Origin of the sequence: Comamonas resistens (genome assembly GCF_030064165.1) — a bacterium.
Taxonomy (GTDB): domain Bacteria; phylum Pseudomonadota; class Gammaproteobacteria; order Burkholderiales; family Burkholderiaceae_C; genus Comamonas; species Comamonas resistens.
This window is the reverse complement of the sequence record NZ_CP125947.1, coordinates 1,044,696-1,070,432: the sequence shown is the minus strand read 5'-3', so window position 1 is coordinate 1,070,432 and position 25,737 is coordinate 1,044,696. Positions and strand designations below refer to the sequence as shown.

Here is a 25,737-nt window from a genome sequence, read left to right as displayed (position 1 = left end):
TCACTCCTCTGTGGAGTCGCCCCTGGCCTGCTCCCGCGCGGCCGCATTGAGCGCGCGCAGCTCCTCAAGCTTCTGGCCGATCTTGATCTCCAGCCCGCGCGGCACGGGCTGGTAGAAACCGGGCTCTTCCATACCGTCGGGCAGATAGGTCTCGCCCGCCGCAAATCCGCCCTCCTCGCTGTGCGCGTAGCGATAGTCCTTGCCGTAGTCAAGCTGCTTCATCAGCTTGGTCGGTGCATTGCGCAGATGCAAGGGCACAGGCCGCGTGGTATCGCTCTTCACAAAGGCCTTGGCCTTGTTGTAGGCCATATAGCCGGCATTGCTCTTGGGTGCCACGGCCAGATAGATCACGGCCTGGGCCAGCGCCAGCTCGCCCTCCGGGCTGCCCAGTCGCTCGTAGGTGGCAGCCGCGTCGTTGCACATCTGCATGGCACGCGGATCGGCCAGGCCAATGTCCTCCCAGGCCATGCGCACGATGCGCCGCGCCAGGTAGCGCGGATCGGCACCGCCGTCGAGCATGCGGCAGAACCAGTAGAGCGCTGCATCGGGGTCCGAGCCGCGCACCGACTTGTGCAGCGCGCTGATGGTATCGTAGAACTGTTCGCCGCCCTTGTCGTAGCGGCGCATGCGTTCGCCCAGCACCTTGAGCAGCCAGGCATCGGTGATGCTTGCGACACGAGCCTGCTCGGCCGTGATGGCCAGGGTCTCGAGCGTGTTCAGCAGCCGGCGCGCATCGCCATCGGCATATGCAATCAAACGCTCCAGCGCTTCATCTTCGATAGCTGGCACCGCTTTGATGGCCTGCGCCTTGACCACGATCTGCTTTAGATCTTCAGTGCTCAGGCTTTGCAGCACATAGACAGCGGCACGCGAGAGCAAGGCCGAGTTGACTTCGAACGAAGGGTTCTCCGTGGTCGCGCCGATAAAGGTGAACAAGCCGCTTTCCACATGCGGCAGAAAGGCATCCTGCTGACTCTTGTTGAAGCGGTGCACCTCGTCCACAAAGACGATGGTGCGCTGCTGCATCAGCCCGTCGCGGGCAATCTGAGCCTGCTCCACGGCCTCGCGTATGTCCTTGACGCCCCCCAGCACGGCGCTGATGGAGATGAACTGCGCATCGAAGGCGTCGGCCATGAGCCGCGCGATCGTGGTCTTGCCCACGCCGGGCGGCCCCCAGAAGATACAGCTGTGCGGCCGCCCCGACTCGAAGGCCAGGCGCAGCGGCATGCCCTCGCCCAGCACATGTTGCTGGCCAATGACTTCAGCCAGCGTGCGCGGGCGCAGCCGCTCTGCCAGAGGCTGATGTGCAGCCGAGGATGATGGGGGATGGGATGAGTTGCTGTTGTGCGTGACCATGGCCCTCAAGTATCCATTGCCATGCTTGTCCGCTGCTGCATGCGGGTTGGAGCCTGATCAAAGCAGTTTTTCCCGGCATAGCAAGCGCATCTGCGCAGCCTGTGTTAACCCCAGTTTTGCTATCAGAATAAATGATCATGGAAAATAGGTGTTTTAGCGGATCACCAATCTCCATTAGCGAGGTCACCCCTCACCTACATGGACTGCCGCCCTGAACCTGTCTGCCACAAGCCAGGCTGAGCGGCTTTCTCTCTGATGTTTGCCTGCTGCCACCCCTGGCTAGCAACTCCTGCGACTGATGCGGCTACCACCCATCGGCCAGAACTCAATCGAAAGAATCCGCAGCTTTCCTTGGTTCCAACTGCTCCAGGGTGTGCCGCCGCATGAGCACACGCCGGGGCCTACGCTTATGACAACACTCAAGACGCGGGACATCATTGCCCTCGGCTTCATGACTTTCGCCCTGTTCCTGGGCGCCGGCAACATCATTTTCCCCCCGATGGTGGGCATGGCCGCAGGCCACAACCTGCTGGGCGCCTCGGTCGGCTTTCTGCTGACCGGCGTGGGCCTGCCCCTGCTGGGCGTTGTGGCGCTGGCCCGCGTGGGCGGAGGCCTGGACACGCTGACCAGCCCCCTAGGCCGCATTGCAGGCCTGGTTCTGGCCATTGCCATCTACCTGACCATAGGCCCCCTCTTTGCCACACCGCGCACGGCAACCGTGTCCTTTGAAATGGGCCTGGCGCCATTTGTGGGCAACACCCCCTCCATGCTGCTGGCCTTCACCATCACCTACTTTGTGCTGGTGTCGCTGCTGTCGCTGTTCCCCGGCAAGCTCATGGACAACGTGGGCAAGATCATTACCCCGGTTCTGATCATCGCACTGGCGGTGCTGGGCAGCGCCGCCTTCATGGCGCCCGCCGGCGGCTACAGCCTGAGCACCGATGCCTATGCCACACAGGGCGCGGCCTTTGCCGAGGGATTTTTGCAGGGCTACCAGACCATGGATGCCCTGGCCTCGCTGATCTTCGGCATCGTCATCGTCAACGCCATCAAGGCCGCAGGCGTGACCGACGGCAAGCTGCACACGCGCTACTGCATCTACGCCGGCCTGATCGCCGCCACCTGCCTGGGTCTGGTCTATGTGTCGCTGATCTACCTGGGAGCCACCAGCAGCAATCTGGCAGAGAACGCCACCACCGGCGTGCAGATCCTCACGGCCTTTGTGCAGCACACCTTTGGCCCCGCAGGCTTGTGGCTTCTGGCCATCGTCATCATGCTGGCCTGCCTGACCACCGGCGTGGGCCTGATCACGGCCTGCAGCAGCTTCTTCAGCGAGCTCACAGGCATTTCCTACCGCGCGATGGTCATCGGTCTGTCCGTGTTCAGCACGGTGGTGGCCAACCAAGGGCTGGCCCAGTTGATCGCCGTGGCCGTGCCCGTACTGGTGGGTCTGTATCCCCTGGCCATCACGCTGATCGCCCTGAGCCTGCTGCACCGCTGGAATCGCCCCGCACGCGTCTACAGGCCTGTGATGCTGATCGCCCTGGTACTGGGCCTGTTCGATGCAGCCAAAGCAGCCAATTTCGATGCGCTGGTTCCTGGCTGGCTAGCCAAGCTGCCCGGAGCCGAAATGGGCATGGGCTGGATCACTCCCGTGCTTGCCATGCTGCTGGTCTGCGGCCTGATGGACTTCATGGCCGACGGCAAGACCCGGACAGCGGCCGAGCAGGTTTGAGAAACTATCAAAACATGAGCTGACAGCGCATCATGGACAAGCGCTAAAGGCATATTCGATACAAAAAGGCCCGTGGACTTTCATCCACGGGCCTTTTTATTGATATCTGCGCCAGATCACTGCTTGAGCACATCCGCCCCCTTGGGCGCCGTGAAGCGGAAGGTCGATGCCGGAAGCGAAGCCTGGGCCTGCAGATTCTTGAACTGCATCAATGAACGCTGGCCAAAACTGTCCTCGATATCCAGCGCTGCCAGTTGCCCCTCGGGCGTGAAGCCGATGCGCACGGTCTTGAGCTGGCCGCCCTTTTGCTTGGGGTTGGCCAGCACCCATTCCAGACCTTCACTATCGGGCTGGTTGCTCAAGGCAAAGTCGTTCTGCAGTGTCTTGAGGTCGGTTGCCGAGGTCAGAATGGCTGCGGGCGTGCTGCCCAAAGCCTGAGCCTGTGCGCGCTCCGTCACCTGATTCAGGTCCACGTCATAGAGCCACAGCGTCTTGCCATCGGCCACGATAAGCTGCTCGAAGGGTTTGGTGTAGTTGAACTTGAATTTGCCTGGGCGCTGGAACTCGAAGCTGCCGCTCGACACCTTGGTGCGCGATTCCTGCCCGGCCTTGGGCGGCGAAGTCACGGACTGGGTGAACTCGGCCTTGCCCGCCTGGGTGTTCCTCATAAAGGATTCCAGGCTTTTCAGCCCATCAGCCCATACGGATGCTGCGCTACCAGCTATCAAAATTGCAGTGACTAATCTTTTCATAAAAGCTCTCCAATGGGAGGATGGGGCGCCAGCAAGGGCCGCCCAGCAGCAAAGGCGCCCGTCCCCCTCCGGGGGAAGGCGCGCAGCGCCTCAGGGGGTATCAAGATTCCCTGTTCGGTACCAAAACATCGCGCTGCCCACTGGATGTGAGCGAGCTGACCAGCCCGGCGCGTTCCATCTGCTCCAGCAGATTGGCCGAGCGGTTGTAACCAATGCGCAGTTTGCGCTGCACATAGGAAATGCTGGCCTTGCGGTCTTTCAGCACGATCTCCACGGCTTGATCGTAAAGCTCGTCCTTCTCGCCACCACCTTCGCCGCCCTCCTCTCCTTCACCCTCGGCGCTGCCGCTGTCCAGCACGCCGTCGATGTAGTCAGGCTCGCCCTGCTCCTTGAGGTAGCTGACGACGCGGTGCACCTCGTCGTCCGAGACAAAGGCGCCGTGCACGCGAATGGGCAAACCCGTGCCGCTGGCCATGTAGAGCATGTCGCCCATGCCCAGCAGCGACTCGGCGCCCATCTGGTCCAGCACCGTGCGGCTGTCGATCTTGCTCGACACCTGAAAGGCGATGCGCGTGGGGATATTGGCCTTGATCAGACCGGTGATCACGTCCACGCTGGGGCGCTGGGTGGCCAAAATCAGGTGAATACCCGCGGCGCGCGCCTTCTGGGCCAGACGCGCGATCAGCTCCTCGATCTTCTTGCCGACGACCATCATCAGGTCGGCCAGCTCGTCGATCACGATGACGATATGCGGCAGGCGCTGCAGCGGCTCGGGATCTTCGGGCGTCAGGCTGAAGGGGTTGGGAATCGACTCCTCGCGCGCCTTGGCTTCGTCTATCTTGCTGTTGTAGCCGGCCAGATTGCGCACGCCCAGCTTGCTCATGAGCTTGTAGCGGCGCTCCATCTCGGCCACGCACCAGTTCAGACCGTTGGCGGCCTGCTTCATATCGGTGACCACGGGGGCTAGCAGGTGCGGGATGCCTTCGTAGACCGACATTTCCAGCATCTTTGGATCGATCATCAGCAGGCGCACATCGCGGGCCTCTGCCTTGTACAGCAGCGACAGAATCATGGCGTTGATACCCACGGACTTGCCGGAGCCCGTCGTACCAGCGACCAGCACGTGCGGCATCTTGGCCAGGTCGGCAACCACGGGATTGCCCACGATGTCCTTGCCCAGGCCCATGGTCAGCAGGCTCTTGGCATCGTGATAGACCTGCGAGCCCAGCACCTCGGACAGGCGAATCGACTGGCGCTTGGCATTGGGCAGCTCCAGCGCCATGAAGTTCTTGCCGGGAATCGTCTCGATCACGCGAATCGACACCAGGGACAGCGAGCGCGCCAGATCCTTGGCCAGATTGACGATTTGCGAACCCTTGACGCCCGTGGCGGGCTCGATTTCGTAGCGGGTGATGACGGGCCCGGGCATGGCGGCCACCACACGCACTTCCACGCCGAAGTCCTTGAGGCGCTTTTCGATCAGGCGACTGGTCATCTCCAGCGTCTCGGCGGAAACCGACTCCTGGCGCTGCTGCGCCGCGTCCAGCAGATCCACCTGGGGCAGCTTGCTGTCGGGATGATCGGTGAACAGCGGCTTCTGGCGCTCTTTGACCACGCGTACGCTGGGCTGAGCCGCTTCCTGCAACACCGGCTCGATGATCTGCACGGGCTGATGCACGGGGGCGGTGATGGCGCCTTCGGTGCGGTCGAACACGACTTCCTCGCGCTCGCGTTCACGTGCGGCCTTTTTGCCGACAGAGACATCCTTGGCGATTTCACGGCGCTCGCGGCCAAATTGCACCAGACCGTCCAGGCGCGCACCCAGGCCTTCGGCCAGGCGCCCCCAGGAAAAGCCGAACACCATGGCTGCGCCCAGCACGAACAGACAGATGGCAATCAGGCCCGAGCCCGCAAAGCCCAGCCATTTGATGCTGTTGAAGCCCACCATGTAGCCAAACACCCCACCGGCAGGACCGGGCAGCATGTTTTCAAAGCGGTACAGGCGCGTCCACTCCAGCGCGCAGCTGGCCACCATCAGTACCACCAGCCCACCCCAGAACAGGAAACGGCGGCGCCACAGAGGCAGAGGGGAGCCATTCTTGTCCACGCCGCCGCGCATCCAGCGCAGCAGCGATGTGATCCATGCCTGCACCGTCGCCAGCACCAGCCACCAGACAGACAGGCCAAAGCCGAAGTAGCAGGCATCGGCCAGCCAGGCACCCACGCGTCCCATCCAGTTGTGCACAAAAGGCCTCTGACCGGCACCGGAGGTGGACCAGGCCGCATCCTGCGGCGAGTAGGTGAACATGGCCATGAGCCAGAAAACAAGCACCAGCAAGCCGATCAGCAGCAGGACTTCCTGGCTGAAGCGAATTACCCCATAGCGCGGAGCGGCTGTCCGGGATTTGGATTTACTGGAAGAAGACGCGTTGGAAGCGTTCAATGTATATGTCATACGCAGGCGCAAGCTTACCTTAGGCCCCTATCCACGCGATGCATTCGGCCAAGCGGGTTCTCAGCGTAATGCAAGCACATGCAACAGAGCATGCCATCGAACTGTGCAAACAGGGTATCACTATCATTTTTAACAATTCCAGTGATTAAGACTGCCGAAAACGCAGACCTTGATCCGGAGCGATACTCCCATACCTCATTTCATGTTTTCATGACCGCGCGCCGGTTGTCGGCCTGCTTTTTTCCAAGTCACGCTTCATGTCCTCTACCCAACACGCACAAGTTCTCATTCTGGGCTCCGGCCCTGCCGGCTACACCGCTGCCGTGTATGCGGCGCGCGCCAACCTCAAGCCCCTGCTGGTCACCGGCATGGCCCAGGGCGGCCAGCTGATGACCACCACCGAGGTGGACAACTGGCCCGCCGACGTGATGGGCGTGCAGGGGCCCGAGCTGATGCAGCGTTTCCAGGAGCATGCCGAGCGCTTCAAGACCCAGATCGTCTTCGACCATATCAACAAGGTGGACCTTTCCAAGCGCCCCTTCACGCTGATCGGCGATAGCGGCACCTACACCTGCGACAGCCTGATCATCGCCACCGGCGCCTCGGCCAAGTACCTGGGCCTGCCCTCCGAAGAAGCCTTCATGGGCCGCGGCGTTTCCGCCTGCGCCACCTGCGACGGTTTCTTCTACCGCGATCAGCCCGTCTGCGTGATCGGCGGCGGCAACACGGCAGTGGAGGAAGCGCTGTATCTATCCAATATCGCCAGCAAGGTCACTCTGGTGCATCGCCGCGACAAGTTCAAGGCCGAACCCATCCTCGTGGACAAGATGATGGAAAAGGTCAAGGAAGGCAAGATCGAGCTCAAGACCCACTTCACGCTGGATGAGGTGCTGGGCGACCAATCGGGCGTGACCGGCATCCGCATCAAACACACGCAGGACGGCCATACCGAAGACCTGACCCTGCAAGGCGCGTTCATCGCCATCGGCCATCACCCCAACACCGACATCTTCCAGGGTCAGCTGGAACTGGAGAACGGCTATATCGTCACCCAGGGCGGCCTCAAGGGCTTTGCCACGCAGACCAATGTGCCCGGCGTGTTTGCCGCCGGTGACTGCCAGGACCATGTCTACCGCCAGGCCATCACCAGCGCCGGCACGGGTTGCATGGCCGCACTGGATGCCCAACGCTTCCTGGAGCAGGAGTCCTGAGCAAGCCCTGCTGATCGGCGCTCAGAACCTGTTGACGCACGATCAAGGCAAAAGCCCTTGGGTTTGGCCAGTTTTGGCCCGCCCCAAGGGCTTTTTTGCGGAAACGCTATAATCGCAGACTTTGCTGAATTCCAGGTTCGCGCTTTACCGTGCTGCATGGGACTTCCGCAATCGGGCTACCGCCACCCATTACAAACTGGCGAGGTGAGGTTGTCGACACATCCTGCTGCACAAGCGGGGCTACAGAGTCGGCGGCCGATTCAACTATCGGAGTGTCCCAATGGCACGCGTATGTGAAGTTACGGGCAAGAAGCCCATGGTGGGCAACAATGTTTCCCACGCCAACAACAAGACCAAGCGTCGTTTCCTCCCCAACCTGCAATACCGTCGTTTCTGGGTGGAAACCGAGAACCGCTGGGTGCGCCTGCGCGTTTCCAGCGCTGCTCTGCGCCTGATCGACAAGAACGGTATCGACTCCGTGCTCGCAGACATGCGCGCTCGTGGCCAAGCTTAATTTCCTGAAGGAGAAACACCATGGCTGCTAAAGGCGGACGCGAAAAGATCAAGCTGGCTTCCACTGCTGGTACCGGTCACTTCTACACAACGACCAAGAACAAGAAGACGATGCCTGAAAAGATGTCGATCATCAAGTTCGACCCCAAGGCTCGCAAGCACGTCGAGTACAAGGAAGCCAAGCTGAAGTAATTCAGCCTGTCTCCTGCAAAACCGCCTCACGCAAGTGCAGGCGGTTTTTTTATGCTCGCGGCAGCCCGATTGTCCCCACCGGGTCCCTCCCTATACTTGGCGTTTTTCAAGATGAAGGATGGATCACATGAATCGCAAGACGCTGGGCGCACTCTTCATTTCGATTGCCGCCTCACCCGCCGTCTTCGGCCAGACCTTTGTCTGCCCCACCGGCCCGGGACCCGGCCAGCGGCAGGTCGGCATGACGGGCGGCTCGCCCGGCCTGGCCTCCGTGCCGGTCTGTGAACAGTTCAGCTCCGCGCCCGCAGCCCCCCAACGCGCCGAACCATCGCCCGCCGATGCCCTGGGCGGTCTGGCACGCAGCCAGATGGAGCTGCTGCGCGAGGGGCAGGAGCTGATCAAGGAAGGGCAAAGAATTGCACAAGACCCGCAGTACCAGAAGCTGCGCAAGGGCTACTGGATGTTTTCGCATGACGAGAAAAACCCGCGCTCGGGTCTTGAATGTGCGGCGATTTTTGGCAGCATGTCCGGCGCCGTTCAGCTCTCCGGCCCCACGGCCAAGCACAACGGCGCCCTGCTGACCTTTCTGGGCATGAATATTCCCCAACCCGCCAGCCCGCGCAAGGTCAGAACCACGCTGACCCAGAACAAGGAGCAGCCCCAGGATGTCGGTGCCATCAACTACACCATGTCCAATGGCAAATGGGGAGCCATGGCCTATGCGCTTGGAGGATCTGACGCGTTGGTCAAGGAGCTTGAGGAAGAAGCCAGCTTCAAGGTCTCTGTGGAAGGCAAGGAAGTCATCAGCACCTTCTACAAGGAGGGAGGCAAGGCCCGCGAGTTCCTGCGCCAGTGCATGGCCGGACAGCTCGCAAAATAAAAGGCATGGGCAGCTCTAGCTGCGCGGGCTCTGCTTCAGTTGCTGGCAGGCCATGGCTCCCAGATCCTTCATGGCTCTCTCCATGAGCTCGTTGACCGGATGCGTGCACGCCAGCCGCATGCAGTGCTCGTACCTGCCGGAGTTCGAAAACATGCTGCCCGGCGCAATGCGTATGCCGCGCGCCAGGGCTGCCGTGAACAGCTCCGAGGTGGACATCTGTTGCGGAAATTCCAGCCACAGGCACAGCCCCCCACTTGGCAAGCTCATGCGCGTCCCCACAGGGAAATGGCGCGCCACCAGTCTGGCCATGGCTTCACGCTGGCGCTTGAGCTGCTGCCTGAGCTTTTCCATGCTGCGCTGATGGGTGGGTGAGCCCAACACCTCGGCCACTACCAGTTGGCCTAGTGTCTGCGTATTGCGGCTTTGCGCAAACTTCAGCATCTGGATACGACCATGCCACTGGCCACCATTCATCCAGCCCTGGCGCAGGCCTGGCGCCAGGCTTTTGTTGAAGGCCTGGCAATAGATCACATGGCCGGAGGCACTATCCCAGGCCTTGAGCGGCTTTACCTGTGCCCCTTCGACAAACAGGCCATAGGAATCATCCTCGATCAGCGCCGCACCATAGGCCGCACACAGCGCGACCAGCCTTGCCTTTTTCTCATCGGGCATGCGCGCACCCAGCGGCATCTGCAGATCCGGCACCACCACCACGGCCTTCAGCCGCGGCTGGGTCTGGAAGGCCAGCTCCAGCGCCTCGATGGACATGCCTGTGCGCGGGCTGCAGGGGATCTCCAGTGTTTGCAGCTGCAGCGACTCCACGACCTGCAGCAAGCCGTAATAGGTCGGTGATTCGACAGCCACCATATCCCCGGGCGATGCCACGGCGGCCAGTGCCAGGCTCACCCCTTCGGAATTGCCTGTGGTGGCCAGCACATCGGCAGGCGCCACGCGGATACCGGAGGCCAGCGCCCGTCTGGCCATGGCCTGCTGAAACAGCGGATGGTTGCCCTGATTGGCCAGCAGCGAGCGCCCCTGAGACAGCAAGGTCGGATGCTCGCGCAGCAAGCGCGTCACGGTCTTGTTCAGGAACACATGGTCAAAAAGTTCAGGCGGTGGCGTGCAGCCACCGATATCCATGTAGACCTCGGCCTGACGGCCGCGCTCCAGCAGCAGGGAAATATGCTCGTTGATCCCCACGAAATGCGCATGCGGGTTGGGCTGCACGGGCTGGCTCAGATCCGGCTCGCTGGTCAAGGGCAAGCCCGTGCCCATGGCCCGCACAAAATAGCCGACGCGTGGACGCGCTTCCAGACTGCCCTGCTCTTCCAGATAGCGCAGCACCTGCAAGGCCGTGGACAAGCTGATGTCATGCCTGGCCATGAGCTCGCGCACCGAAGGCATGCGCTCTCCGGCCTTGAGCGTGCCCAGGACGATGGCCGTGCTGTAGTGGGCGGCCAGCCGCTGATACAGGGGCAGGGTCTGGCCTGCGGTGGGTGAGGCGTCAAATGCAGCGGCGGAGATCAGCATGGTGGCGAAAACGTGCTTCTGGGCGCCCATCATGCCATTGCGCCCTGTTCTGCAACAGATACAGATTTCCAGCAAACAGACCAGAACAGGCACTCCCTCATCTGCACTGATGCGCATGTACGAAGCGCTTGCTGTGCCTGTTGTGAAATGCCGGCAAAACCTACGCTAGGAGCCCTGAATCACTCCCAGAGAAGCTATTCATGCAAACCGAAAGCACCGGCAGCACCATCGAGCGCCACACACTGACACCTGGCAATTTGCTCACTCTGCGCCTGCCCGAAGGCAGCACGCTGTTATGCCTGGGTTCAGCGATTCAGCTGTCCACCACATCACTTCCCTCGCTGGATGCCTGCAGCGGCTACCAGATGCAGCTGCATAACGGCCAGAGCTGGCGAGCACCTGCCGCTCTCTGGGTCCAGCTGCTGTGCGTGGGCGAGCGCAGCCGCATACAGGTGCAGATGAACCCGGCTCCCGCAAAAGAAAACCGCCTCGGTCTTGCGGACCTGAGGCGGTGGATGACTCTTCAGTGGTCAGCGGTACGCAAGACCACTGGAAATATCAAGCGTGGACAGCGCGCAGCCTGATGGAAAAGTCCTTGAGCGCCGCAATACCGCTGGCCTCGGCGCGCTGGCACCAGGCCTGCAGCTGGCCGGTCAGCTGTTCGCGGCTCAGCGTGGTGTTCAGCCATAGCTGACGCAGCTCTTCGCGCATGGTCAGCATCTGGTCGATGACTGGGTGGGCCGCACGCGCCTGGACCAGCTGACCCGCTGCATTGGCAGGCACTTTCTCGGCATCTCGATGCAGCCAGCGCTGGGCGCTCTTGAGCAAGGACACATCGGCTTGCCGCGCCTTGCGTGCCTTCAGCCCTTCAAGCTCCTGCTGCACCGCAGCACGCACGCCGCGCGCATAGCGGGCCATGACCTCATAGCGGTTGGCGATGATGGCTTCCAGCATCAGCTCGTCAGCCACGGGCTTGACCACACCGCTGCGCAGACGGGGCGGCGTCTTCTTGACCTTGGCCCAGCCCAGCTTCTGCATGAGGCTGATATAGACCCAACCAATGTCGAACTCATAGGGTTTGACGGAGAACTTGGCCGAAGTTGGGTAGGTATGGTGATTGTTATGGAGCTCTTCGCCGCCGATGATGATGCCCCAGGGCACCAGATTGGTGGAAGCGTCCGAGGCCTCGTAGTTGCGATAGCCCCAGAAATGGCCCACGCCGTTGACCACACCTGCCGCCCAGAACGGGATCCAGACCATCTGCACGGCCCAGATCGTCAGACCGATGACACCAAACAGCGCCACATTGAGGATGAGCATCAGCGAGGGGCCCATCACCGAATGGCGGTAGATATTGCGCTCCATCCAGTCATCGGGCGTGCCGTGACCGTATTTCTTCAGCGTTTCCTCGTTCCTGGCTTCGACGCGATACAGCTCGGCACCTTCGCGCATCACCTTGCCCAGGCCACGGGTCTGGGGGCTGTGCGGATCTTCCTCGGTTTCGCACTTGGCATGGTGCTTGCGGTGGATGGCCACCCATTCCTTGGTCACCATGCCCGTGCCCAGCCAGAGCCAGAAGCGGAAGAAATGCGAGGGGATGGGGCCCAGATCCAGCGAACGATGGGCCTGGCTGCGATGCAAGAAGATGGTCACCGCCGCAATCGTGATATGGGTCGTGAACAAGGTGTACAGCAACAGCTGCCACCAGGACAGATCCCACAGCCCGTTGGCCATCCAATCCACGACGGCATTCCAGATCAAGCCGATATCCAGCGACATAAATAACAAAGCCTTTGGCAAAAAACCGCGCTCACCCAATCAGCACGGTCGTGCCATTTTAGGTGAGACGCCGACCGATCTGCTGCCGATTTCCCGGCAGCGGATACCGGATTTGCACCGAAGTTACGCCTTTTTCACCCAAACGGCAGCGAAAAACCCATCTGTCTCATGCTGATGCGGCCACAGACGCAGATAGCGTCTGCCGCCCTCGCCACCGCTGCACAGCTTGTCGCCATCAGCGATCTTGAGCTGCTCCAGCACCTCGCCCGCATCCAGCGGCACAAACTCGGGGTGAGCGGCACTGAAGGCTTCGGCAATGGCCTCATTTTCCTGCGGCAGGATGGAACAGGTGGCATAGATCAGGCGGCCGCCGGCCTTGACCAGACGGGCGCTGCTTTCCAGGATGGCAGCCTGCTTTTGTGTCAGCTCTTCCACGGCCTTGGCGCTCTGGCGCCACTTGAGGTCGGGATTGCGGCGCAGCGTGCCCAGGCCCGAGCAGGGAGCATCGACCAGCACGCGATCGATCTTGCCGGCCAGGCGCTTGACGCGCTCATCGCGCTCATGGGCAATGGCGGCAGGGTGGACATTCGACAGACCCGAGCGGGCCAGACGCGGCTTGAGCGCATCGAGGCGGTGGCCCGAAACGTCAAACGCGTACAGACGGCCGGTGTTGCGCATGGCCGCACCGATGGCCAGGGTCTTGCCGCCGGCACCGGCGCAAAAGTCCACCACCATTTCGCCGCGCTTGGCGTCCAGCATCAGTGCCAGCAGTTGCGAGCCTTCGTCCTGCACCTCGATGGCTCCGCGGTTGAAGGCATCGACCTTGGCCAGCGCGGGTTTGCCGTCCACGCGCAGACCGATGGGCGAGAACGGCGTGGGCTCGGCTTTGATGCCGGCTTTTTCCAGTTCCTTGCGCAGATCGGAGCGCTTGTCGTTGAGGGTGTTGACGCGCAGATCCAGCGGAGCGGCCTGCTCCATGCTGGCGGCCAGTGCCCAGAACTCGTCGCCCAGCTGGGCCTTGAGCGGCTCGACCAGCCATTCGGGCAGATTGTGGCGGTGCGCTTCCATCAGGTCTTCGGGCTTGATGCCGTCGCAGGCAGCCAGCCACTTGAGTTCCTGAGGGTTCAGAGCGGCCTTGATGAAGGTCTCGCTGTCCTGGCCGTCCTTGTTCTTGACCTTGCCTTCCTTCTTGGCCTGCTCGCGCAGCACGGCGGCAAAGCCCAGGATGGCCAGGCGGCGTTCACGCGCGCCGCTGCCCGAGTGCGCCAGCGCTTCGAACAACAGCTTCTTGCGCAGCACGGTGTAAGTGGTTTCAGCCAGAGTGGCGCGCTCGCGCGGGCCCAGGTAACGGTTTTCGCGGAAAAAGCGGGACACCACGGCATCGGCCGGGTGTTCAAATGTCATGGCGCGCTTGACGAGTTCAGAGCAAGCGTCGAGAAGCTGTTTGGGATGCATGGGCGCAATTGTCCCACTGCCCGCATATCCATATGACGCCCTCTGACTGCCTGCGACAAAACCATGAAAATCATAGCTTTCAGCGCAATACATGCCTTGATCTTTAATTCAAAACTGCCTGAAGATCAATGAAGACAAGCGGTAACAGCTATGTATTTAGCCAGCAAAAGTACGCAGATACACGGGTTTGAGACCCTGGCGCGCTATATCGTCTAGCGTTGCCGCCTGCTGCACCCGCATGACGTAGAGCTTGCCGGGCACTTCGAGGCGGTCGTGAATCTGCTCCCCCAGCGCATCGCCTTCCTCTTCGCCCAGCCCGTCCATTTCGACCAGCAGCAGGAAGACGGGCCGGCTGCGAATGGTGTTGAGCTGCTTGCGCACCAGCCAGGCCTGGGATACCGCGCGGAAATTGCGCAGCTCGGCCTCGACCTCTGAAATCTCGAAATCCGTCAGCCCGTGCGGCAGCAGAGCGCTCAGCAAAGGCGTCTGCATCAGCTCTTCGGAAAACCGGTCTTCCAGCTCGCTGGTCTGCCTGACCCGCTCGCGCCACAGCTTGAGCGCCTGGACCGGTTCGCCCTCCACCCCTATCTGCTGACGGGACTCCAGCAGCTCCGCCGCAAAATTGGCGGCCCACCAGCGATATTCCACATGCAGATCGAACAGGCGCTCCAGCATGTCGAGCTGCACATCGCCCATGTCCGGCGGCAACACGTCAACCATGCCTGCCAGCGCCTTGGCGTTGTCGGGTTCGCGGCGCAACACCTCCTGATACAGCGCTCTGACTTCGGCATGGGGGTCCAGCCTCAGCATGAGATGCACGCGCAGCAGCAGGTCGGCCACGGACTGGTAGCCCTCGCCTTCGAGCTGAGCCAGCATGCGCTCGCTGCGCGCCAGGCGGGCGTGATGCTCCTTCCAGGCGCTGGCGTTTTCCAGGCACCACTGCTTGTCAAAACTCTTGAGCCATTCGCCGAGCTTGCGCGGGTTGAGCAAGGCCAGCGCACCGCCCGCCGACCATTGCTGCGGCAGCTGCGGACGCTCGCCGGTCAGCGCATCCACGCGCTCCCTGAGCACCGGGTGGGTATCTTCCAGGCCGGACTTGCGGCTCAGGCTGGCCTTGAGCGCCTGGCGCGCAAACGCCGGCTTGACGGGCTGCGCCAGCCAATACTTCATGACGCTGTACGGCCCCATGGGCACTGCCTGCTTGCGGGCCGAGCGCCAGTGCAGCGGCCAGAATTTCTGTTGAAACCATTGCTGGCGCACATCGATTTCCACCAGCGCATCAGCCATGACGGTCTGACCCAGCAGACCGGCCGCGGCCTTGTCGGCCTCGTACTCGTCCTGGCGCGCCATGGCAAAGGTCCTGGCCAGAAAGCGCGGGAAATACCAGTGCAGAAACTTGCGCGTGGCAAACGAGGCCACGCCGGAGTCATCCTGCATGCCTTCGTACAGCCGGGTCCAGCTCAGCCGCGTGCGGTAGACCCAGGCACCGAACTTGCCATGCCCGCCACGCAGATGGCCGTATTCATGGGCCAGCACGGCCAGCAAACGGTTTCTGTCCTGCGCCATCATCAGCGGCAAGCCCAGACTCAGCTCATTGCGTACGCCGCCCAGCACGCCCCAGCGCGGCACCTGGCGAATGCTGGCATTGAAGTCCCGGGTCAGATAGACGGCATCGATCCCGGGGCCGGCCATCTTGCGGCGAATGCGCTCCAGTGCCTCGAACAGGGCCGGAGCATCCTCGGGCATCAGCGCAATGCCCTCGGCCTTGTCCACCTTGAACCACAGCGCGCGCAGGCTGTTCCAGAACAGGCTCAGGCTGGCAATAGCCGTCATGACCCAGACAAAGCGCCATTGCCCGGCCAGCAGATGCGAGCCGGCCCAGAGCAGCAGGCACAGTGCCAGAATCAGACAGCCCAGCACCCAGGCATAGCCCAGTGCCGCAAACAAGGCCACGCTGCGCCTATATGCATGACTGTTTTCGGCGCTGGCAAGCTCGCTGACGCGAACCAGATGCACATAATCTGCCTGTTCCATGGCGCTGTCCTGCCTCCCTGATGCTGGTTTTTTTCAGCATTCTCACACGGCAGTCGTCACGCCTTTTATTGATTGCACCCAACCATGAGCAACTCCGAACTTCCCCCGTTGATCGAAACCACGCCCGGTCTGTACGAGCATTACAAAGGCATGCGCTACGAGGTGGTTGGCACCGTGCGCCACAGCGAAACACTGGAGCCCATGACGCTGTACCGCGCCCTGTACGGCGAACATGGCCTGTGGGTGCGCCCTGCCGCCATGTTCAACGAGACCGTGGTGATTGATGGCGTGGAGCAGCCACGCTTTCGCCGCTTGCTCGCAGAGCAGCAGAAATCCGAATGAAAACAGGCTGCAGCGCTTATGCATCAAGCGCTGACAGCTATCAAACCTGCATCAACCCTTGAGCAGATTGAGCACCGCGCGCGGGTAAATGATGTGCTCCTGCACCAGCACCCGTGCGGCCAGCAGCTCGGCCGTGTCACCGGGCAGCACAGGCACGGCTGCCTGGTCGAGGATGGGGCCCACATCGAGTTCGGCCGTCACGCGATGCACGGTGCAGCCCGCAAACTTGCAGCCCGCATCTATGGCACGCTGATGGGTGTGCAGCCCCGTGAACGCCGGCAGCAGCGAGGGATGGATATTGACCATGCGCCCCTCGTAATGCGAGACAAAGCCCGGCGTGAGAATGCGCATGAAACCGGCCAGCACCACCAGATCCGGGGAGTGGCGGTCAATGACCTGGGCCAGTTCGGCATCAAAGGCCTCGCGGCTGTCGAACTGCTTGTGATCCAGCACCTCGGTGGCAATGCCGTTGTCGCGCGCAAAGACCAGACCCTGGGCATCGGCCTTGTTGCTGATGACGGCCGCAACCCTGGCGTTGTACTGCTTTGCCCAGTTCTGCTGCTGGGATGCACGCACAATGGCGGCCATGTTCGAGCCGCCGCCCGAGATCAGGATCACGATGTTTTTCATGGGCGGCGATTGTCGCATTGACGGACAAACCCTATCGGGTTTGCACCAGTTCCTGTGCGCTGCCCTAAGACTTTCGAGGAGACCCCATGCCTTTTGACCCACGCAACACCCCCTTGAGCACCGTCGAGGCCCGCGTCCTGGCCACGCTGATGGAAAAAGCCCGCACCGTGCCCGACAGCTACCCACTCACCCTCAACAGCCTGGTCACGGGCTGCAACCAGAAGTCCAGCCGCGACCCCGTGATGGAAGTCAGCGAGGGCGAAGCCCAGGAAGCGCTGGACAGCCTGCGCCTGAAGACCCTGAGCGTGCAGATCAGCAGCACCAGATCCACCCGCTGGGAGCACAACTTCCCCCGCGGCATAGGCGTGCCCGACCAGTCGGCCGTGCTGCTGGCCCTCTTGATGCTGCGCGGCCCGCAGACCGCGGGCGAGTTGCGCATCAACTCCGAGCGCTGGCACCGCTTTGCCGATATTTCCTCGGTCGAGGCCTTTCTTGACGAACTGCGCGAGCGCAGCGAGGAAAAAGGCGGCCCCCTGGTCGTGCTGCTGCCCCGCGCACCCGGCGCCCGCGAGCAGCGCTGGGCCCATCTGCTGAGCGGCCCCGTCGATGTCAGCGCCCTGGCCACGGCCAGCAGCGCCAGCACGGGCAGCAACGCATCGGCCCTGCAGCAGCGCGTGGACGCCCTGGAAGCCGAAGTCGCCCAGCTGAACGCCACCGTGAAGATGCTCTGCGAGTCGCTGGGCGTGGAACCACCCGCAGCCCCAACTGAATGAAATGGATAGCTGCCAGCGCTTTACCGACAAGCGCTGGCGGCCAATTCCACTGAAGTCCCAAGAAGTCAGAATCGCCTTGCGATGCGGGCTTCGCTCTTCCATGAAGTGACCGGCCGAAACAAGCCTCCCCGCCGCTCAGGGGGAACCCTTTCTTGTCACGATTTGGACAGTCGGAAAAAGAACGTGCGTGCTACAAAAGCTCCAGATTTGCAGGAGACCACGCATGGATTTGGCTTTCACCCCTGAAGAACAGGCATTTCGTGAAGAGGTTCGCACCTGGGTGCGGACCCATCTGCCCGAGGACATTGCGCACAAGGTGCGCAGCGATCTGCACCTGACGCGCGACGACATGCAGCGCTGGGCCAAGATCCTCGGCAAAAAAGGCTGGCTGGGCTACGGCTGGCCCAAGGAATTCGGCGGCCCCGGCTGGAGCGCCGTGCAAAAGCATTTGTTCGAGGAAGAATGCGCACTGGCCTGCACGCCGCGCATCGTGCCCTTCGGCCCCGTGATGGTGGCCCCGGTCATCATGGCCTATGGCTCGCCCGAGCAGCAAAAGCGTTTTCTGCCCGGCATTGCCAGCGGTGAAGTCTGGTGGAGCCAGGGCTATTCCGAGCCCGGATCCGGCTCGGACCTGGCCAGCCTCAAGACCCGCGCCGAGCGCGTAGGCGACAAATACATCGTCAACGGCCAGAAGACCTGGACCACGCTGGGCCAGTATGGCGACTGGATGTTCAACCTGGTGCGCACCAGCAACGAGGGCAAGCCCCAGACCGGCATCAGCTTTCTGCTGCTGGACATGAAGTCCCCCGGCGTGACCGTGCGCCCCATCAAGCTGCTGGACGGCGGCCACGAGGTCAACGAAGTCTTTTTCGACAATGTGGAAGTGCCTGCCGATCAGCTGATTGGCGAGGAGAACAAGGGCTGGACCTATGCCAAGCACCTGCTGAGCCACGAGCGCACCAATATTGCCGACGTGAACCGTGCCAAGCGCGAGCTGGAGCGCGTCAAGCGCATCGCCAAGGCCGAAGGCGTGTGGGAGGACCAGCGCTTTCGCGACCAGATCGCCCTGCTCGAAGTCGATGTGATTGCGCTGGAGATGCTGGTGCTGCGCGTGCTCTCGGCCATGAAGTCGGGCAAGAACCCGCTGGAGATTGCCGGCCTGCTCAAGATCAAGGGCAGCGAAATTCAGCAGCGCTACTCCGAACTGATGATGCTGGCCGCCGGCCCTTATTCCCTGCCCTTCATCCAGGAAGCCATGGAAGCAGGCTACCAGGGCGACTTCCCTGGCGGCGTGCTGGGCAATGCACCGCTGGCCGCCACCTATTTCAATATGCGCAAGACCACGATTTACGGCGGCTCGAACGAGGTGCAGCGAAACATCGTCGCGCAGACGGTGCTGGGCTAAAGCCCCGCACTGTCTGCATTTTGCACGTACGGCTCCCCCGTGCCCCCTCCGGGAGGGGGTTCTTGCTAGAGCTTCGCTGAATGTGATGGTGCGCAAAGCGCACTCGCTTCAGCAGCAGGAGACAAATATGGATTTCGATTTTTCCGACGACCAGCAACAACTGCGTGATGCCGTCGCCCGCTGGGTGGACAAGGGCTATACCTTCGAGCGCCGCCAGAGCATTGCCCGCCAGGGCGGATTCTCGCGCGAGGTCTGGAACGAGCTGGCCGAGCTGGGCCTGACCGCCCTCACCGTGCCCGAGCAATATGGCGGTCTGGGCCAGGGCGCGGTCGATGTCATGGTGGTGATGGAAGAGCTGGGCCGTGGCCTGGTGATGGAGCCGCTGACACAGGCTTTTGTGGCCTCTGCCGTGCTCAGCCAGTTTGGCGACGAGGCGCTCAAGCAAGCCTGGCTGCCGCAGATCGCTACGGGCGAAAAGCTGGTGGTGCTCGCATCGCAGGAGCACAAGGCGCGCTACCGGCTTGATGTTTGCGCAGGAACTGCTACCAAAACGACCAATGGCTATACGGTAAACGCTACGAAAAACATAGTCCCCGTCGGCGACCAGGCCGATGCCTTCATCGTGCCCGCCCAGCTCGATGGCAAGATTGCCCTCTTTCTGGTGGAAAGCGGTGCCGAAGGCCTCAGCACCCGGGGCTATGCCACCCAGGATGAAGGCCGCGCCGCAGATCTGATTTGCAAGGCTGCACCTGCCACCTTGATCACTGCCAACGGCCTGACGGCGCTGACACTGGCACAGGATGTGGCCAATGCGGCACTGTGCGCCGAAGGCGTGGGCGTGATGGAGCAGACGCTCAAGCTGACTGCCGAATACATGAACCAGCGCAAGCAGTTCGGCGTGGTGATCTCCAGCTTCCAGGCCCTGCGCCACCGCGTGGCCGATATGAAGATGCAGCTGGAACTGGCCCGCTCCATGAGCTACTACGGCACGCTCAAGCTGGGCGCGCCCGCCGAGGAACGCCACACGGCCATTGCCCGCGCCAAGGTGCAGCTGGGCCAGGCCATGCGCTATGTGGGCCAGCAGTCGGTACAGTTGCATGGCGGCATCGGCGTGACCGACGAATACGCAGGCAGCCATTACTTCAAGCGCCTGACGCAGATGGAAATGACCGGTGGCGACACGCTTCATCACCTGGGCATTGTCTCGGCCAATATGCAGGATTCTGCGGGCGTATTCGCCTAAACCGCCGTCAAAACAAGCCAACTTTCAGCAAGTCAACAGCACGCCGCGGCGTGCTGTTTTGCTTTCAGGATGCGCTATGGCAGCCCGCCGGCTTCCTATGATCTCCGCCCAAGGAGACGCCAATGAGCAATAGAGACACCGAAAAATACCTGCTGGAATCCATCCGCCTGGCCATGGGCAACGTCAAGGGCCGTGAGCGTGCCACCTGGCCCTTCGGCGCCGTGCTGGTCAGGGATGGCCAGGTGCTGGCCCGTGCCGTCAACCAGGTCGAGGAACTGTGCGACCCCTCGGCCCATGCCGAAATGCAGGCACTGCGCATTGGCGCCAAGGCCCAGGGCAGCACCGATCTGTCGGGCTCTGTCATGTATGCCAGCGGCTACCCCTGCTCCATGTGCGCCACCGCCATGTTGCTGGCGGGTGTGAAGAAGGTCTTTGTCGCCTATTCCAATGAAGACGGCGAGCCCTATGACCTGTCCGCCTCGCGCGGCTATGTCGAGCTGGCCCGCCCCGAAAGCAAGCGCGAGATGCCCATCATCAACCAGCGCGTGCGTGATGCCGGCGAAGACCTGTACGAAGCCTGGCAAAAAGCCGTGGACGAAAATCGCGCCACTGTCTAAGCAACGCCTGCGCTAGCAGCTATCAAAAACAAAGCCCTGAAGGATGAGTTCAGGGCTTTGTGATTTCTGGCGTCAATGCCTAGGTCAGCAGATAGTCCACAGGCTTCAGAGGCTCGGGAATCTGAGGATCGCCCAGCGAATGGCCGAGGCTGATCTCGATGCTGCGGCAGATGGAGTCCAGCGCCAGGTCGTTGCTCTCCATGCCAAAAGGCTCCTCAAGCTCATCACCGAGCACGTCCAGGCCATAGAAGGTATAGGCCACGATGGCGACGACAAATGGCGTCATGAAGCCCGTGATATCCACCAGGCCGAAGGGCAGCAGAAAACAGTACAGATGGGCCGTGCGGTGCAGCAGCAAGGTATAGGAAAACGGAATGGGCGTGTTGCGAATGCGCTCGCAGGATGCTGCGGCGGCCGTCAGGCCGTTGAGCGTCTTGTCAATGGAAACCGCCAGACAGGGATCGATACGGTGATCGTGCACGCATTGGCCCAGGTCCTTGCCCATGGCCAGCATGATGGCGTCCACACGGTGGTTCAGCGGCAGTTGCTGCACATGCTGCCATTCCGTATCCACCAGCCAATGCTCGGCCGCCGTGTCTTCCTTGAGTACGCGCAGCTGGGCACGCAGCGCATGGGCAAAGGCCACGGTGCGGTGCACCATGCGCACGCGCACATCGTTGGCGCGCTGGCGTGGGTCCACGGGCAGATCGGACTGAATCAGGCTCTGGCATTGGCGTGCCAGGGTGCGCGCATAGATGAGGATCTCCCCCCAGAGCTTGCGCCCCTCCCAATAGCGGGCGTAAGCCGTGTTGTTGCGAAAGCCCAGAAAGATCGCCAGCGGCAAACCGATCAGCGTGAATGGGATGGGCGTGATCGGTATCTTGGTATGAAACAGATTGCCGTGAGCCACCGTCACGATGATGGCCAGCACGATGTTGATGGCCAGCACAGCCTTGATGCGCTGAAGCACCGAGCCTCGAACAATCCAGAGCAGCTTGAAGCCTGAAGGACGGTCTCTGACGATCATGGTGTATATCAACAAGGGGAAACCCTGTATTTCACCATGAAGCAGACCGATTTTCGGCAGTCCGGAAACTATATTTCCTAGGACGTTCCCGAGGAACTCCGCGCCCAATCGAGGCTGAAACAAAAAGGCCCCGCAATCTGCAGGGCCCGGCGGCGACAGGAACGGATGCAGGCCGATTACAGGCTGCCTACACTCACGCGCTGCGAAAGGCGCAGGCGGCTGATGAAACTGATCTGGCGCAGGGCTTCGGCAAACTCCTGCTCCGTGTCGCGCTCGGTGCGCGATGTCAGTTCGGCGAACAGACCGGCACGCGTGTAATGGCGCACACAGGCAATGAAGGGAAAGCCGTGGCGCGTGAGGTAGGTCTTGTTCAGCGCGGCCAGACGCTCGCCCTGCTCCTGCTCCAGATCACCAAGGCCGGCACTTTGCTGCTCCCGCTGCGAATCGCTGGTCAAGGTGCCGGAGCGCACAGCGGTCGCCGACAGCTCAGGGTGGCCGCAGAGAAAACGCACGGTCTGCTCGCGGGGGCTGGCGTGCACGGCGGCCAGCATGGAGGCATGCAGCGCATCGAGGCTGTTGAAAGGGCGCTGAGCCGCAGCCGATTCTGCGACCCAGGGGGCGTACTCGAAGACTTCACCCAGCGCAGCCACAAAGGCTTCGCGGGTCATGGTGTTGAGTTCGGCTAGCGTGGGGTGGGTAGTGGTGGTAGTCATGGAAGCCAGTGTAGAAAGCGTGTTTGCCGTCTCACAGTCCTGACTTGTTATAGCCCGTATAGCAGCCGGCTACGTCATTCCATTTCCCCATCATCCGATTACTTTGTCGGTTTCGCTCGTCGTACATCTGTACTGCCTTCGCTTCGCCTTCCCGTACTCGAATGATTTGAAAGCGGAATCAGCTCGGCCAGCACCTGTGAGGCCTGGCTCAGCAGCCCGCGCAGCCAGATATGCGAGGCATCGCGGTGCCTCGACGAATGCCAGAGCTGATAGAAGCGCATGGTGCGGGCTCCCATGGGCAAGGGCACCATGGCCAGCGGCAGGCGCCTGGCGTGATAGGCCGCGAAATGGCGGCTGGTGGTCAGCAGCAGATCGGTTCCCACCAGCAGATCCGGCGCCAGCGAAAAGTGCGTGCACTGCACACGGCCGTCGCGGCTCACCCGCATGGTGCCCAGGCTGGTCTCCACCACGCCGCGCTGGTCCGGCGAGTACGGCGTGAACACCACATGGGAAGCTTGCAGATAAAGCTCGGTCGTCAGCGCCCCCTGCGCAGCCAGCGGATGCGTTTCATCGAGCAGGCAGACCACCTCGTCCTCGATCAGCGTGGACATGTGCAAATGCTCGGGCGGACTGGGCCAGTTGCCGATGACGATGTCCACCTCGCCGCTTTGCAGCGCCTGCTCGTAGTCGAAATTCTGGCCCAGCGGCAGCATGACCAGCCGGGCACCCGGCGCCTGCGCACGCATGAGCTGAACCACGCGCGCCATGAAGGGCGGCGCCAGATAGTCGGGCGTGGCGATGGTGAAGCGCTGCTGCGTGGTCCCGGCAGAGAACTCCTTGCCCGAGGTCAGCAGCCCGTCGATCAGGCCCAGTGCCGCACGCGCCTGCTCCACGGCCTGCAGAGCCCGCGCCGTGGGCACCATGCGGTTCTTGTCCCGCACCAGCAGCGGGTCGTTGAAGATGGCCCGCAGGCGCCGCAGCGCCGCACTGATGGCTGGTTGCGATTGATTCAACCGGATGGCGGCGCGCGACACGCTTTTCTCGCTGATCAAGGTGCACAGCACGCGCAGCAGATAGGTATCGAACGGGTCTTCGCTTCGAGACAAGTGTTTTCCCTAGAAATATGCGATTTGCTATGCGGCTCATAGCAGCTGCCTAGTTTCGCATACCGCCACAACCCGCGACCATGCAAGCGTCCACAAACCCAAACAACAAACTTCCGAGACAAGGACTTGCCATGAGTGCTCAACATGTGCCGATCCGCGGCGCAGCCTCCCACAGCGTCGACGAAATCGACGCCACCTATTCCAAGATATCCTGGCGCCTGCTGCCCTTTCTGGGCGTGCTCTGGGTGCTGGCCTGGCTGGACCGCGTCAACATCGGTTTTGCCAAGCTGCAGATGCTCGATGACCTGAAGTTCAGCGAGGCCGTCTACGGCCTGGGCGCCGGCATCTTCTTCATCGGCTACTTCCTGTTCGAAGTGCCCTCCAACGCGCTGCTGCAAAAGATCGGCGCCAAGAAGACGGTGATGCGCATCACCATAGGCTGGGGCATCATCTGCATCTTGCAGGCCTGGGTGACTACCTCTACCCAGTTCTACATCCTGCGCTTTCTGCTCGGTGCCTTTGAGGCGGGCTTCTACCCCGGCGTGATCCTGTACCTGACCTACTGGTACCCCTCCAAGCGCCGTGCCAAGGCCTTTGGCACTTTCATGTCGGCCTCGGCCCTGGCGGGCGTGCTCGGCGGCCCGCTGGCCGGCAGCATCATGACCTGGGCTTCGGGCCTGCACGGCATGCACGGCTGGCAGTGGCTGTTCATCATCGAAGGCATCCCCTCGGTGCTGGCCGGTATCGTCGCCTACTTCTATATGACGGACCGCCCCGAGCAGGCCAAGTGGCTCAGCGACAGCGAGCGCGCCATCGTGAAGCAACAGCTCGAACTCGATGAAAAGGCTCAAGGCAAGCGTGACAGCGACTGGCGCACCATGTTCACCAACCCCATGGTGTGGCTGCTGATCGCCGTCTTCTTCTGCCTGTTGTGCGCCAACTCCACGCTGACCTTCTGGATGCCCACCGTGATCCGCGAAGCGGGCTTCACCTCCCCCATGGAAGTGGGCTGGATTGCCGGCGCCGCCTATCTGCTGGGTGCCGCAGGCATGATCATCAACGGTCGCCACTCCGACAAGCGCGGTGAAGTGCGCTGGCATTTTGCCGGCTCCGCCCTGCTGGGTGCCGTCGGCATGCTGGCCCTGGCCATCACCATGGGCATGGAAAGCATCCCCGTGCTCGCAGCACTGACCGTCATGGTCCTGGCCCTGGTGGGCACGATGAGTGCGATCCCCGTGTTCTGGCAGATGCCCAACATGCTGCTCAGCGGCGGTGCCGCCGCCGTGGGCGTGGCGCTGATCAACTCGGTCGCCAACCTGGCCGGCTTCGGCGCTCCCTACCTGATGGGTCTGATCAAGGCTTCCACCGGCAAGGTTGCCCCCGGTCTGTATCTGGTGGCCATTGTCGAAGCATTGGCAGCCATCCTGGCCATTGCCTTCATTGCCCGCATCCAGCGCCGCAAGAGCGCCTGAAGGAGACATGAGCATGCAATCCACAAAACCACTGGCGCCATCGCGCAGGCAATTTGCACTCTCGGGCCTGGCGCTCGGTGCCTCGGCCCTGACGGCCGCTCGCGGCGCGCTGGCGGCCGATGCACCAGCCCAATCCTCCGGTCCCATCGTGCTGCATGGCGCGAGTCCCCGCCTGACCGTACACACCATCGACACCTTCCACGGCATGGCAGCCACCGGCCTGCGCATCGACTTCTCCCGCTTTGACGGCGAGGTCTATGTGCCAGTGCGCAGCTTCACGATCAATGCCAACGGCCGCGCCGACGAGCCGCTGCTGATCGACGACAGCTACCGCGCCGGCCGCTATGAGCTGCTGCTGCATGTGGACGAATATTTCGCCGCCAAGGGTGCCAGGCTGCCCCGCCCGGCCTTCCTCTCCAAGGTACCGGTGCGCTTCCAGATCACCAACGTGGCCGAGCGCATCCACCTGCCGATCCAGTTCGGCCCCTGGAGCTACACCTATTCGCGCGGCAGCTGA

The 25,737-nt window shown here is 62.1% G+C and carries 24 protein-coding genes; 13 read left to right on the top strand and 11 right to left on the bottom strand.

Annotation, left to right across the window (positions count from 1 at the left end):
* Positions 1-1,356: a replication-associated recombination protein A gene (locus tag QMY55_RS04885; RefSeq protein ID WP_283487555.1), complete on the bottom strand. Its 1,356-nt coding sequence runs from the start codon at positions 1,354-1,356 to the stop codon at positions 1-3.
* A 409-nt stretch (positions 1,357-1,765) separates the two neighbouring features.
* Here QMY55_RS04885 and brnQ point away from each other — a divergent pair, with 409 nt between their 5' ends.
* Positions 1,766-3,091 (top strand): branched-chain amino acid transport system II carrier protein, encoded by a 1,326-nt coding sequence (brnQ, locus tag QMY55_RS04880; protein WP_283487554.1) that lies wholly within the window; start codon positions 1,766-1,768, stop codon positions 3,089-3,091.
* 116 nt (positions 3,092-3,207) lie between these two features.
* Here the strand turns inward: brnQ and lolA are convergent, their stop codons facing one another.
* Positions 3,208-3,843: an outer membrane lipoprotein chaperone LolA gene (lolA, locus tag QMY55_RS04875; RefSeq protein WP_283487553.1), complete on the bottom strand. Its 636-nt coding sequence runs from the start codon at positions 3,841-3,843 to the stop codon at positions 3,208-3,210.
* A gap of 100 nt (positions 3,844-3,943) precedes the next feature.
* Positions 3,944-6,298: a DNA translocase FtsK gene (locus tag QMY55_RS04870; RefSeq protein ID WP_283487552.1), complete on the bottom strand. Its 2,355-nt coding sequence runs from the start codon at positions 6,296-6,298 to the stop codon at positions 3,944-3,946.
* Positions 6,299-6,555: 257 nt separating this feature from the next.
* Between QMY55_RS04870 and trxB the strand changes: the two genes are divergently transcribed.
* From trxB to QMY55_RS04850, 4 genes are all read left to right on the top strand, one after another.
* A complete protein-coding gene (gene trxB / locus QMY55_RS04865; RefSeq protein ID WP_283487551.1) occupies positions 6,556-7,509 on the top strand; it encodes a thioredoxin-disulfide reductase in 954 nt (317 codons plus the stop codon).
* 280 nt (positions 7,510-7,789) lie between these two features.
* Complete coding sequence (gene rpmB, locus QMY55_RS04860) at positions 7,790-8,023, top strand: 50S ribosomal protein L28 (protein ID WP_066539714.1); 234 nt, start codon at positions 7,790-7,792, stop codon at positions 8,021-8,023.
* A 20-nt stretch (positions 8,024-8,043) separates the two neighbouring features.
* Positions 8,044-8,214 (top strand): 50S ribosomal protein L33, encoded by a 171-nt coding sequence (gene rpmG, locus QMY55_RS04855; protein WP_027014627.1) that lies wholly within the window; start codon positions 8,044-8,046, stop codon positions 8,212-8,214.
* Between the two features lie 127 nt (positions 8,215-8,341).
* The gene (locus tag QMY55_RS04850; protein WP_283487550.1) at positions 8,342-9,094 is read left to right on the top strand and encodes a hypothetical protein; all 753 of its coding nucleotides are present in this window, start codon (positions 8,342-8,344) and stop codon (positions 9,092-9,094) included.
* A gap of 15 nt (positions 9,095-9,109) precedes the next feature.
* On the opposite strand, the gene QMY55_RS04845 is transcribed toward QMY55_RS04850, so the two are convergent.
* Positions 9,110-10,624 (bottom strand): aminotransferase-like domain-containing protein, encoded by a 1,515-nt coding sequence (locus QMY55_RS04845; protein ID WP_283488884.1) that lies wholly within the window; start codon positions 10,622-10,624, stop codon positions 9,110-9,112.
* Between the two features lie 200 nt (positions 10,625-10,824).
* Here QMY55_RS04845 and QMY55_RS04840 point away from each other — a divergent pair, with 200 nt between their 5' ends.
* The gene (locus QMY55_RS04840) at positions 10,825-11,208 is read left to right on the top strand and encodes a hypothetical protein (protein ID WP_283487549.1); all 384 of its coding nucleotides are present in this window, start codon (positions 10,825-10,827) and stop codon (positions 11,206-11,208) included.
* Here QMY55_RS04840 and QMY55_RS04835 read toward each other — a convergent pair.
* The 3 genes from QMY55_RS04835 to QMY55_RS04825 form a co-directional block, all read right to left on the bottom strand.
* On the bottom strand, positions 11,183-12,403 hold the full coding sequence (locus QMY55_RS04835; protein ID WP_283487548.1) for a DesA family fatty acid desaturase: 1,221 nt from the start codon (positions 12,401-12,403) through the stop codon (positions 11,183-11,185). The genes QMY55_RS04840 and QMY55_RS04835 overlap by 26 nt on opposite strands.
* Positions 12,404-12,526: 123 nt before the next feature.
* Positions 12,527-13,858 (bottom strand): RsmB/NOP family class I SAM-dependent RNA methyltransferase, encoded by a 1,332-nt coding sequence (locus QMY55_RS04830; RefSeq protein ID WP_283487547.1) that lies wholly within the window; start codon positions 13,856-13,858, stop codon positions 12,527-12,529.
* 156 nt (positions 13,859-14,014) lie between these two features.
* Entirely contained in the window at positions 14,015-15,892 is a 1,878-nt protein-coding gene (locus QMY55_RS04825) for a M48 family metallopeptidase (RefSeq protein ID WP_283487546.1), read from the bottom strand.
* Between the two features lie 84 nt (positions 15,893-15,976).
* On the opposite strand from QMY55_RS04825, the gene QMY55_RS04820 reads away from it, so the two are divergent.
* Entirely contained in the window at positions 15,977-16,234 is a 258-nt protein-coding gene (locus QMY55_RS04820) for a DUF1653 domain-containing protein (RefSeq protein ID WP_283487545.1), read from the top strand.
* A 51-nt stretch (positions 16,235-16,285) separates the two neighbouring features.
* Here QMY55_RS04820 and purN read toward each other — a convergent pair whose 3' ends face one another.
* The gene (gene purN / locus QMY55_RS04815) at positions 16,286-16,864 is read right to left on the bottom strand and encodes a phosphoribosylglycinamide formyltransferase (protein WP_283487544.1); all 579 of its coding nucleotides are present in this window, start codon (positions 16,862-16,864) and stop codon (positions 16,286-16,288) included.
* A gap of 86 nt (positions 16,865-16,950) precedes the next feature.
* Here purN and QMY55_RS04810 point away from each other — a divergent pair, with 86 nt between their 5' ends.
* The 4 genes from QMY55_RS04810 to QMY55_RS04795 all read left to right on the top strand — a co-directional run bounded on the left by QMY55_RS04810 (position 16,951) and on the right by QMY55_RS04795 (position 20,902).
* Positions 16,951-17,637 (top strand): YceH family protein, encoded by a 687-nt coding sequence (locus QMY55_RS04810; protein WP_283487542.1) that lies wholly within the window; start codon positions 16,951-16,953, stop codon positions 17,635-17,637.
* A 223-nt stretch (positions 17,638-17,860) separates the two neighbouring features.
* Positions 17,861-19,042, top strand: coding sequence for an acyl-CoA dehydrogenase family protein (locus QMY55_RS04805; protein WP_283487541.1), 1,182 nt, complete (start codon positions 17,861-17,863; stop codon positions 19,040-19,042).
* 127 nt (positions 19,043-19,169) lie between these two features.
* Positions 19,170-20,285 carry an acyl-CoA dehydrogenase family protein gene (locus QMY55_RS04800; protein ID WP_283487540.1) on the top strand — a complete coding sequence of 372 codons (1,116 nt, stop codon included), beginning with the start codon at positions 19,170-19,172 and terminating at the stop codon, positions 20,283-20,285.
* 122 nt (positions 20,286-20,407) lie between these two features.
* On the top strand, positions 20,408-20,902 hold the full coding sequence (locus QMY55_RS04795; RefSeq protein ID WP_283487539.1) for a nucleoside deaminase: 495 nt from the start codon (positions 20,408-20,410) through the stop codon (positions 20,900-20,902).
* Between the two features lie 79 nt (positions 20,903-20,981).
* On the opposite strand, the gene QMY55_RS04790 is transcribed toward QMY55_RS04795, so the two are convergent.
* The 3 genes from QMY55_RS04790 to QMY55_RS04780 all read right to left on the bottom strand — a co-directional run bounded on the left by QMY55_RS04790 (position 20,982) and on the right by QMY55_RS04780 (position 23,748).
* On the bottom strand, positions 20,982-21,929 hold the full coding sequence (locus QMY55_RS04790; protein WP_283487538.1) for a bestrophin family protein: 948 nt from the start codon (positions 21,927-21,929) through the stop codon (positions 20,982-20,984).
* 176 nt (positions 21,930-22,105) lie between these two features.
* Positions 22,106-22,642: a 2-oxo-4-hydroxy-4-carboxy-5-ureidoimidazoline decarboxylase gene (uraD, locus tag QMY55_RS04785; RefSeq protein WP_283487537.1), complete on the bottom strand. Its 537-nt coding sequence runs from the start codon at positions 22,640-22,642 to the stop codon at positions 22,106-22,108.
* A 98-nt stretch (positions 22,643-22,740) separates the two neighbouring features.
* Complete coding sequence (locus tag QMY55_RS04780; protein ID WP_283487535.1) at positions 22,741-23,748, bottom strand: LysR family transcriptional regulator; 1,008 nt, start codon at positions 23,746-23,748, stop codon at positions 22,741-22,743.
* Between the two features lie 131 nt (positions 23,749-23,879).
* Here QMY55_RS04780 and QMY55_RS04775 point away from each other — a divergent pair, with 131 nt between their 5' ends.
* Together QMY55_RS04775 and QMY55_RS04770 are read left to right on the top strand one after the other, a co-directional pair.
* Positions 23,880-25,220 carry an MFS transporter gene (locus QMY55_RS04775; RefSeq protein WP_283487534.1) on the top strand — a complete coding sequence of 447 codons (1,341 nt, stop codon included), beginning with the start codon at positions 23,880-23,882 and terminating at the stop codon, positions 25,218-25,220.
* A 13-nt stretch (positions 25,221-25,233) separates the two neighbouring features.
* Positions 25,234-25,737 carry a hydroxyisourate hydrolase gene (locus QMY55_RS04770; RefSeq protein WP_283487533.1) on the top strand — a complete coding sequence of 168 codons (504 nt, stop codon included), beginning with the start codon at positions 25,234-25,236 and terminating at the stop codon, positions 25,735-25,737.

What these genes read in the sequence shown, in the direction of transcription:
- QMY55_RS04795 (WP_283487539.1), top strand. Translation starts at nt 20,408, where the DNA reads ATGAGCAATAGAGACACCGAAAAATACCTGCTGGAATCCATCCGCCTG.
- QMY55_RS04840 (WP_283487549.1), top strand. Translation starts at nt 10,825, where the DNA reads ATGCAAACCGAAAGCACCGGCAGCACCATCGAGCGCCACACACTGACA.
- uraD (WP_283487537.1), bottom strand. Translation starts at nt 22,642, where the DNA reads ATGACTACCACCACTACCCACCCCACGCTAGCCGAACTCAACACCATG.
- QMY55_RS04805 (WP_283487541.1), top strand. Translation starts at nt 17,861, where the DNA reads ATGGATTTGGCTTTCACCCCTGAAGAACAGGCATTTCGTGAAGAGGTT.
- QMY55_RS04800 (WP_283487540.1), top strand. Translation starts at nt 19,170, where the DNA reads ATGGATTTCGATTTTTCCGACGACCAGCAACAACTGCGTGATGCCGTC.
- QMY55_RS04820 (WP_283487545.1), top strand. Translation starts at nt 15,977, where the DNA reads ATGAGCAACTCCGAACTTCCCCCGTTGATCGAAACCACGCCCGGTCTG.
- QMY55_RS04845 (WP_283488884.1), bottom strand. Translation starts at nt 10,624, where the DNA reads ATGCTGATCTCCGCCGCTGCATTTGACGCCTCACCCACCGCAGGCCAG.
- QMY55_RS04790 (WP_283487538.1), bottom strand. Translation starts at nt 21,929, where the DNA reads ATGATCGTCAGAGACCGTCCTTCAGGCTTCAAGCTGCTCTGGATTGTT.
- brnQ (WP_283487554.1), top strand. Translation starts at nt 1,766, where the DNA reads ATGACAACACTCAAGACGCGGGACATCATTGCCCTCGGCTTCATGACT.
- QMY55_RS04825 (WP_283487546.1), bottom strand. Translation starts at nt 15,892, where the DNA reads ATGGAACAGGCAGATTATGTGCATCTGGTTCGCGTCAGCGAGCTTGCC.
- QMY55_RS04830 (WP_283487547.1), bottom strand. Translation starts at nt 13,858, where the DNA reads ATGCATCCCAAACAGCTTCTCGACGCTTGCTCTGAACTCGTCAAGCGC.
- rpmB (WP_066539714.1), top strand. Translation starts at nt 7,790, where the DNA reads ATGGCACGCGTATGTGAAGTTACGGGCAAGAAGCCCATGGTGGGCAAC.
- QMY55_RS04835 (WP_283487548.1), bottom strand. Translation starts at nt 12,403, where the DNA reads ATGTCGCTGGATATCGGCTTGATCTGGAATGCCGTCGTGGATTGGATG.
- QMY55_RS04770 (WP_283487533.1), top strand. Translation starts at nt 25,234, where the DNA reads ATGCAATCCACAAAACCACTGGCGCCATCGCGCAGGCAATTTGCACTC.
- QMY55_RS04810 (WP_283487542.1), top strand. Translation starts at nt 16,951, where the DNA reads ATGCCTTTTGACCCACGCAACACCCCCTTGAGCACCGTCGAGGCCCGC.
- QMY55_RS04775 (WP_283487534.1), top strand. Translation starts at nt 23,880, where the DNA reads ATGAGTGCTCAACATGTGCCGATCCGCGGCGCAGCCTCCCACAGCGTC.
- QMY55_RS04850 (WP_283487550.1), top strand. Translation starts at nt 8,342, where the DNA reads ATGAATCGCAAGACGCTGGGCGCACTCTTCATTTCGATTGCCGCCTCA.
- rpmG (WP_027014627.1), top strand. Translation starts at nt 8,044, where the DNA reads ATGGCTGCTAAAGGCGGACGCGAAAAGATCAAGCTGGCTTCCACTGCT.
- trxB (WP_283487551.1), top strand. Translation starts at nt 6,556, where the DNA reads ATGTCCTCTACCCAACACGCACAAGTTCTCATTCTGGGCTCCGGCCCT.
- QMY55_RS04870 (WP_283487552.1), bottom strand. Translation starts at nt 6,298, where the DNA reads ATGACATATACATTGAACGCTTCCAACGCGTCTTCTTCCAGTAAATCC.
- QMY55_RS04885 (WP_283487555.1), bottom strand. Translation starts at nt 1,356, where the DNA reads ATGGTCACGCACAACAGCAACTCATCCCATCCCCCATCATCCTCGGCT.
- purN (WP_283487544.1), bottom strand. Translation starts at nt 16,864, where the DNA reads ATGAAAAACATCGTGATCCTGATCTCGGGCGGCGGCTCGAACATGGCC.
- lolA (WP_283487553.1), bottom strand. Translation starts at nt 3,843, where the DNA reads ATGAAAAGATTAGTCACTGCAATTTTGATAGCTGGTAGCGCAGCATCC.